This window comes from Streptomyces pseudogriseolus (genome assembly GCA_002154585.1).
Taxonomy (GTDB): domain Bacteria; phylum Actinomycetota; class Actinomycetes; order Streptomycetales; family Streptomycetaceae; genus Streptomyces; species Streptomyces pseudogriseolus.
The window spans coordinates 1-7170 of sequence record MUNG01000530.1 but is presented as its reverse complement, the minus strand read 5'-3'; the positions used below and the strand labels follow the sequence as shown (position 1 = coordinate 7170).

Sequence of the window (7170 nt, the reverse complement as noted above, 5' to 3'; positions counted from 1 at the left end):
CGACCGAGCACACCGTGCGGGGCGGGGACCCGCACGGTGTGCTCGGTCGTCGCGGTCATGAGGGGTGTCACCTGCCTTTCGGGCGGCTCAGGTGCTGTGCTGGGTGGTCGACAGGCCGAGGGCCTTGAGGTCGGGCATGGTGCCGTCCTGGGCGGCGCGCACGGCGTCGACGATGGTGCCGCGGCCGGCGGGGACCCGGGCGAAGGAGTCCTGCATGACCCGGCCGGTGGCGGTCATTCGCGGGCCCCAGACCCAGCCGTCGCGGATCTTCTCCGCCTCCTGCTCGAAGAGGGTGTAGATGTCCTGGCCGCCGTAGTAGGAGCGGTCGAAGGCGTCCCGGCCGACGGCGACGAGGGCCGAGGCCGCCGGGTACTGGCTGCTGGTGCCGCTGGACAGGCGGGCGCGCAGGGCGTCGGGGTGGGCGACCTGCCAGGCGATGAACTCCATCGCGGCCTCGGGGTGACGGCTGTCCTTGGTGACGGCGAAGGTGGAGCCGCCGTGGGTGCCGACGGCGGGCCGGGCGGTGTCCCACTGGGGCAGCGGGGCGATGCGCCACTGGCCCTTCTGGCCGGGCCGGGCGTTCATCTGCGCGCCGGCGTCCCAGGCGCCGCTGAGCCGGGTGAGGACGAGGCCGCCGCCGATCTGGGCGTCGGACTGCCGGCTCTCGACGGCGTTCATGAACACGTCACCGCGGTCGACGAGGTCCTGCCAGTACGCGGCGACGCGGCGGGTCGGGGCGTCGGCGAGGGAGACGTTCCAGGCACCGTCGCGGGTGTCGAACCACTGGGCGCCCGCCTGCCAGGAGTAGGCGGCGAACTGGGTGGCGCCGTCGGTGGGGAACAGCACCAGCCGCCGCTCGGGCGCGGTGCGGCGGACGACGCGGGCGAGGCCCGCGAACTCGTCCCAGGTGCGGGGAACTTCGAGGCCGTACCGGTCGAACAGGTCGGCGCGGTAGTGCATCACCATCGGTTCGACGTCGAGGGGGACGCTGAACACCCGTCCCTGGAAGGTGGTCAGGCCGAACGCCTGCGGCAGCAGCTTGGCGCGCAGCCGGTCGTCGACCAGGTCGGTGATGTCGCGGGCGACGCCGTCGATGGCGAACCCGGGCACCTGCGGGTACTCGATCGTGGCGACGTCGGGGGCGTTGCCCGCGCGGGCGGCGTTGCTGAGTTTCGCGTAGCCGCCCTGGCCTCCGGAGGGGATCTGCTGGAAGTCGACCTGGATGCGGTCGTGGGTGCGGTTGAAGGCGTCGACCACTTCCTGGCTGCCGCGCAGTGCGGACCAGAAGGTGATGCGTACGGGCTTCTTCCCGCCGGTGCTGCTGCTGCCTGATGGGGCGTCGTCCGCGCCCCCGCTGCAGGTGCCCAGGGCTCCTGCAAGCGGCGCGGCGGCCATCGCGGCGAGCACGGACCGACGACGGTGTCGACCAAGCATGGCGCCTCCCGCGGCTCCTGGCGTGTCGGGGACACGGCTGTTCGGGACACGGGAATCGTCGGGGCCGCACGGCTGAACGGTCAATAGATCGATCAGAAGAAAATAAAACGTTCAAACGCTCATCTACTGCTCGCGGAGGTCAGAGCGGTCGTGTGGAGCCGCGTACCGACAGGGAGGGCAGCAGCTCCACCCTGCGGACGGGGGCGTGCCCGCCCGCCCCGGAGTCCAGCCGCTCCAGCAGCAGTTCGGCGGCGGCCCGGCCCACGTCCGCCTTCGGCGGGGCGACGGCGGTGAGCGGTGTGGTGCCCAGGCCGGCCACCACGTCGTCGTAGGCCACGACGGAACAGTCCTCCGGCACCCGCACCCCGTGGTCCGCGAGCCGCTGCACCAGCATCAGCGCGTCGACGTCGCCGTGCAGCACGGCCGCCGTGGCGCCCGTCCTGCGCAGCACCTCGTGCAGCCCGGCGGTCTGCTCCGGGGCGTACGGGCCCTCCTGCCCGGCCTCGGGAGCGCTCAGCACCCACGCCCACGTCTCCACCAGCGGGTGCGCCCCGGCGATCCGCGCGCACGCCGACCGCAGGGTGCGCGCGGTGGGGCTGTCGTCGCGGGTGGCGAACACGATGCGCCGGTGCCCGAGGCACACCAGGTGCTCCACGGCCAGGTGGACGCCGTGGACGTGGTCGGAGCAGACCGAGTCCATCGCGTGCAGCGCGCTGCCCGCGGCCGGGCGCCGCTCCATCAGCACGGCGGGCACCTCCAGCGCGGCGAGCCAGGCGTGGTCGGCCTCCTCGTCGGCGAGGGTGCGCCAGCGCGGGGCGAGCAGCAGTCCCGCGGCGCCGTCCTTCAACGCGCGTTCCGCCAGCGGCCGTTCGGCGCCCGCGACCTGGGGCGCGATGTGCAGCGCGATGCGCTTGCCGGACGCCTCCAGCACCGAGCGAGCGCCGTGCAGGGACTCGTACAGGTAGGTGTGGCGCTCCGGCACGACGACGGCCACGGTGTCGCCGTCCGGCGGGCGCGGCGCGGGGATGTCGCGGGCGGCGAGCGTGGACCGCACGACACCGTGCCCCCGCCGCAGCCGCCCCTCCTGGGCCAGCTCCTCCACGTCCCGCCGCACGGTCACCACGGACACCTCGAGCTCGGCGGCGAGATCACTCACCCGCGCGGACCCCCGGGACTCCACGGCGGCGAGGATCCGCTGCCTCCTGACCTCGACCGGCTCACGCATGAGGCCCCTCCCCGCGACGCAATGTTCGTTTGAACGATGCGGGCATCATAACGATCGCTCTGGCGGGCGTCCGCGGGAGCCGCCCGGCTCCCGGAGAGCGGAGTCAGGACTCAGCCGTGCGGATCGTCATCCCCGGTCGACGGCGGTGGACCGTGAGGTACGTGAGACCGTCGGGGCCCGCGGCAAGGGAGCGGGTGGAGCCGTGAGGGAGCCAGGTCAGGGTGCCGGTGGGCAGGGGGTGGTCGCCGTCCGGGGCGGTCAGGGTGCCGTCGCCGGCGAGGACCAGCAGGAGGACGTCGAGGTCGGGCTCGCGGTGGGTGTCCACGCGGTGGCCGGGCGGGAGACGGACGACGTTGGCGTCGAGCTGGCGCCCGGACTCGGCGAGCCGCCACAGCGCCCCGGCGCGGTCGTCGCCGGCGGCTGCGGCCAGTGCGGCCGTGTCGCAGAGGATCCGGGGCAGAGGTGCCCCGCCGTCCGGTGTGCCGGTGTGCTCCGACGTCATGGATCGCCGCCGTCCGCCCCCGACGCCCGGCCGCGCCGGGCGTCACGCGCTCGCTGTCGTGCGGGAACCTAGCACGCGGCCGGGGGCAGGGCGGCGAGCCAGTCGATCAGGAGGCGGCTGGTGTCCTCGGGGCGTTCCTGCTGGACCCAGTGCCCGCAGCCCTTGAGGAGATGCGAGGACACCAGGCCCGGCAGCGTCACCGGGAAGGCGTCGATCGCCTGGGCCATCCACGTGGTGGAGGCGTCGAGTTCGCCGCCGATGAACAGGGACGGCTGGGTCAGCGGGACCCCGTCGTACGCGGCGAGGTCCTCCCAGTCGCGGTCCATGACGCGGTAGCGGGCCAGCGCGCCGGTCAGCCCGGTGCGCTCGAACTCACCCGAGAACACGTCGAGTTCGGCGTCGGTGAGCCATGCGGGGAGCCGGTCCGCCGGGAAGCGCTCGCGGAGTGTTCCGCCCGGCCCGGTGAAGTGGGGCGAGGGCGCGCCGGGGCCGGGCATGGTGTCGGCGGACAGCGCCGCGTAGAAGCCGGCGAGCCAGCCGCGTACGTCGGGCTCGATCTCGGCCTCGGCGCGGCCCGGCTCCTGGAAGTAGGAGACGTAGAACTCCTCGTCGCCGCCCATCGACGCGAACACGCTGGTGGGCCGGGGGCCGCCGCGCGGGGCGTAGGGCACGCTCAGCATCGCCACCGCGCGGAACACGTCCGGCCGCATGAGGGCGGCGTTGGTGGCGACGGACGAGCCCCAGTCGTGGCCGACGACGACGGCGGTCCGCTCCCCCAGCGCCTCGACCACCGCGACGGCGTCCGCCACCAGCTCCCGCACGCGGTACGCGTCCAGGCCGGCGGGCCGGGAGGAGCGGCCGTAGCCGCGCACGTCGACGGCCACCGCCCGGTAGCCGGCCGCGGCCAGCGCGGGCAGCTGGTGACGCCAGGAGTACCAGCTCTCGGGGAAGCCGTGCAGGAGCAGCACCAACGGGCCGCTGCCCTGTTCCACCAGGTGCGTCCGGCCCGCGGGCGAGGCAACCAGACGGTGGACGGGTGCTCCCGCCGGGCGGGGTGGCGTCGGTGGCTGCACGGCTGCTCCAGTGTCGTTCGGCGTACGCGGCCCGGAGGCCGGCTGGTACGCCGAGCATGCGCGGCGGCGGCCTCGGACGGCGAGCGACGTTGCCGGTTCCGCAAACCCCGAACCGCCCGCGGAACCCGCGTGCCGGTCCCCCGTTCCGTCGTCACCGCGCTGTGCGATGATCCTGGCGGGCCCGGAGGTGCGCGTGCGGCGCGGTGTCGCCGGCGGGCTCCGGGACGCGAGAGGACTGGACGGACGTGACCGCGCAGGGACCGGACGACGGCGGAACGCCGCAGGAGCGGGAGGACGGTGTGCCGTCCCTGCCCGACGATGTCTGGCAGCGGTTCCTCACGGACAGCGAGCAGGCCATCCGTACGTCCGCCCCCAAGGAGCCCTCGGCGGTGCAGCGGGCCGCGGGGCGGTCACCCGCACTTCCGTCGCCCGCGGCGAAGAAGCCGCCCCGCCGCGACGTCCCGGACGCCGTCGGGGACCTGTGGGAGCCGCACGATCCGTGGGAGGGGCCTGCCTGGCGGGACCTCGACGGGCGGGCCCGGTTGCGCCGGGCCGGGCGGGTCGTGGGGACGGCCGCCGCGATCGCGCTGGCGCTGGGCGCCTGGTCCCAGCTGTCCACCGGCGCGGGCACTCCGGCGGAAGGGCCCGGCGACACCGTGCTCCAGCAGTCCGAGGAGGCCCCGGTGCCGCTGCCCACGGGGACCTCCGTGCCGTCCGGGCTCACCACCCCGTCCGCCACGGAGATCCGGACCGGCTGACCGGCCGACTGCACCGACTGCGCCGACCCGGGGGCAGCGGCCCGCGCTCAGCCGCCCAGCGCCGCCAGCACGACCCCCTTCGCCTCCTCCTGCACCCGGCGCAGATGCTCCGGCCCCTGGAAGGACTCGGCGTAGATCTTGTACACGTCCTCCGTGCCCGACGGGCGGGCCGCGAACCAGGCGCTGTCCGTGGTCACCTTGATGCCGCCGACGGACGCGCCGTTGCCGGGCGCCTCGGTGAGCACGGCGGTGACCGGCTCCCCTGCCAGGGTGTCCGCGGTGACCTGCGCCGGGGAGAGCTTCGCCAGGCGCGCCTTCTCCTCGCGGGTCGCGGGGGCGTCGATCCGCTCGTAGGCGGGTTCGCCGAAGCGCGCGGTGAGTTCGGCGTAGTGCTGCGAGGGCGTCCTCCCGGTGACCGCGGTGATCTCGGAGGCGAGCAGCGCCAGGATGATGCCGTCCTTGTCGGTGGTCCACACCGAGCCGTCGCGGCGCAGGAAGGACGCCCCGGCCGACTCCTCGCCGCCGAAGCCGAGCGTGCCGCCGGCCAGTCCGTCCACGAACCACTTGAACCCGACCGGCACTTCGACCAGGTCGCGCTTCAGGTCGGCGGCGACCCGGTCGATCATCGCCGACGAGACGAGGGTCTTTCCGACGCCCGCCGCCGACGGCCACTGCTCGCGGTGCGCGTACAGGTAGCCGATCGCGACGGCGAGGTAGTGGTTGGGGTTCATCAGGCCGGCGTCCGGGGTGACGATGCCGTGCCGGTCGGCGTCGGCGTCGTTGCCGGTCGCGATGTCGAAGCGGTCGCGCTGTTCGATGAGGGACGCCATCGCGTACGGCGACGAGCAGTCCATGCGGATCTTGCCGTCCCAGTCGAGCGTCATGAACCGCCAGGTGGGGTCGGTGAGGGGGTTGACCACCGTGAGGTCCAGGCGGTGCTCCTCGGCGATACGGCCCCAGTAGGCGACGGACGCCCCGCCCAGCGGGTCGGCGCCGATGCGGACCCCGGCCGCGCGGATCGCGTCCAGGTCCAGCACGCCCGGCAGGTCGGCGACGTACGTGCCGAGGAAGTCGTACCGGCCGGTGGTGGGCGCGGCGAGGGCGCGGGCGTACGGGACGCGGCGGACGTCCTTGAGGCCGCCGCGGATGATCTCGTTGGCGCGGTCCTGGATCCAGCCCGTGGCGTCCGATCCGGCGGGGCCGCCGCTGGGCGGGTTGTACTTGAATCCGCCGTCGGCGGGCGGGTTGTGGGACGGGGTGACGACCACGCCGTCGGCGAGTCCCGTGCCGCGGCCCCGGTTGTGGGTGAGCACGGCGTGCGAGACGGCCGGGGTGGGCGTGTAGCCGTCGGCGCTGTCGACGAGCACGGTCACGCCGTTGGCGGCGAACACCTCCAGGGCGGTGACCCGCGCCGGTTCGGAGAGGGCGTGGGTGTCCGCGCCGAGGAAGAGCGGTCCGTCGGTGCCCTGTGCGGCGCGGTACTCGCAGATGGCCTGGCTGGTCGCGGCGATGTGGTCCTCGGTGAACGCGGCCGTCAGCGACGAGCCGCGGTGCCCCGAGGTGCCGAACGCGACGCGCTGCCCCGGGTCGTCGAGGTCGGGGTGGAGCGCGTAGTACGCCGTGACCAGCCGAGCGACGTCGACGAGATCCTCGGGACCGGCCGGACCGCCCGCTCGCTCGTGCTGCATGTGCCCACTCCTTGGCAAAAGGTCGGTTGTCACGCTTGCGGGGACATCTTTCCCCGCGGGGCCGTCGCCGCGCGAGTGGGCCCGGTCCGCGCCGGCCCCGCCCGCGTCAGATGCGTCCGCCGGTCATCCGGGTCAGCGGTCCGTGGCTGTGACGTTCGGCGCGGCGGCCCACGGCGTAGGAGGCGGCGGTCAGCGCGGTCAGTCCGGCCGCCGCGCCCGCGGCGACCAGACGGCGGTTGGCGACGACCGTCCAGGCGGTCTTGGCGCCCGCGACGACCTGCCCGGAGGCGGTGACGACGGCACGGCGGCCGGCCTCCACACCCTTGGCGGCGGACCGTGCGGCGCCGTTCGCCGCCCGTGCGGCGCGCTCGGTGCCGGACGCGACGGCCGACGCGGCGTCACCCGCCGTGCCCGCGACGCCGTTGGCGGCGCTCTTCGCGGACTCGGCCGCCTTGCCGGTGGTCCTCTCGGCGGCCGACGTGGCCTTGGA

Annotated in this window: 7 protein-coding genes; 1 reads left to right on the top strand and 6 read right to left on the bottom strand. The window is 74.7% G+C overall.

The window, feature by feature from the left end; all coding sequences use genetic code 11:
* Positions 1–87 precede the first annotated feature (87 nt).
* The 4 genes from CCN29_RS32230 to CCN29_RS32215 all read right to left on the bottom strand — a co-directional run bounded on the left by CCN29_RS32230 (position 88) and on the right by CCN29_RS32215 (position 4234).
* Positions 88–1434, bottom strand: coding sequence for an ABC transporter substrate-binding protein (locus CCN29_RS32230; RefSeq protein WP_039989022.1), 1347 nt, complete (start codon positions 1432–1434; stop codon positions 88–90).
* Positions 1435–1573: 139 nt separating this feature from the next.
* Positions 1574–2659, bottom strand: a complete 1086-nt coding sequence (locus tag CCN29_RS32225) for a substrate-binding domain-containing protein (protein ID WP_006136705.1) — start codon at positions 2657–2659, stop codon at positions 1574–1576.
* Positions 2660–2762: 103 nt separating this feature from the next.
* Positions 2763–3161, bottom strand: coding sequence for an AraC family ligand binding domain-containing protein (locus CCN29_RS32220; protein WP_086686065.1), 399 nt, complete (start codon positions 3159–3161; stop codon positions 2763–2765).
* Between the two features lie 68 nt (positions 3162–3229).
* Complete coding sequence (locus CCN29_RS32215; RefSeq protein WP_086686063.1) at positions 3230–4234, bottom strand: alpha/beta fold hydrolase; 1005 nt, start codon at positions 4232–4234, stop codon at positions 3230–3232.
* Between the two features lie 245 nt (positions 4235–4479).
* On the opposite strand from CCN29_RS32215, the gene CCN29_RS32210 reads away from it, so the two are divergent.
* The gene (locus CCN29_RS32210) at positions 4480–4992 is read left to right on the top strand and encodes a hypothetical protein (RefSeq protein ID WP_031019256.1); all 513 of its coding nucleotides are present in this window, start codon (positions 4480–4482) and stop codon (positions 4990–4992) included.
* Positions 4993–5039: 47 nt separating this feature from the next.
* On the opposite strand, the gene pgm is transcribed toward CCN29_RS32210, so the two are convergent.
* Both pgm and CCN29_RS32200 read right to left on the bottom strand, forming a co-directional pair.
* Entirely contained in the window at positions 5040–6680 is a 1641-nt protein-coding gene (pgm, locus tag CCN29_RS32205; protein WP_006136701.1) for a phosphoglucomutase (alpha-D-glucose-1,6-bisphosphate-dependent), read from the bottom strand.
* Between the two features lie 106 nt (positions 6681–6786).
* Positions 6787–7170, bottom strand: a 384-nt coding sequence (locus tag CCN29_RS32200) for a hypothetical protein (RefSeq protein ID WP_086686061.1), incomplete at its 5' end; no start/stop codon positions are given.

What these genes read in the sequence shown, in the direction of transcription:
- CCN29_RS32230 (WP_039989022.1), bottom strand. Translation starts at nt 1,434, where the DNA reads ATGCTTGGTCGACACCGTCGTCGGTCCGTGCTCGCCGCGATGGCCGCC.
- CCN29_RS32225 (WP_006136705.1), bottom strand. Translation starts at nt 2,659, where the DNA reads ATGCGTGAGCCGGTCGAGGTCAGGAGGCAGCGGATCCTCGCCGCCGTG.
- CCN29_RS32220 (WP_086686065.1), bottom strand. Translation starts at nt 3,161, where the DNA reads ATGACGTCGGAGCACACCGGCACACCGGACGGCGGGGCACCTCTGCCC.
- pgm (WP_006136701.1), bottom strand. Translation starts at nt 6,680, where the DNA reads ATGCAGCACGAGCGAGCGGGCGGTCCGGCCGGTCCCGAGGATCTCGTC.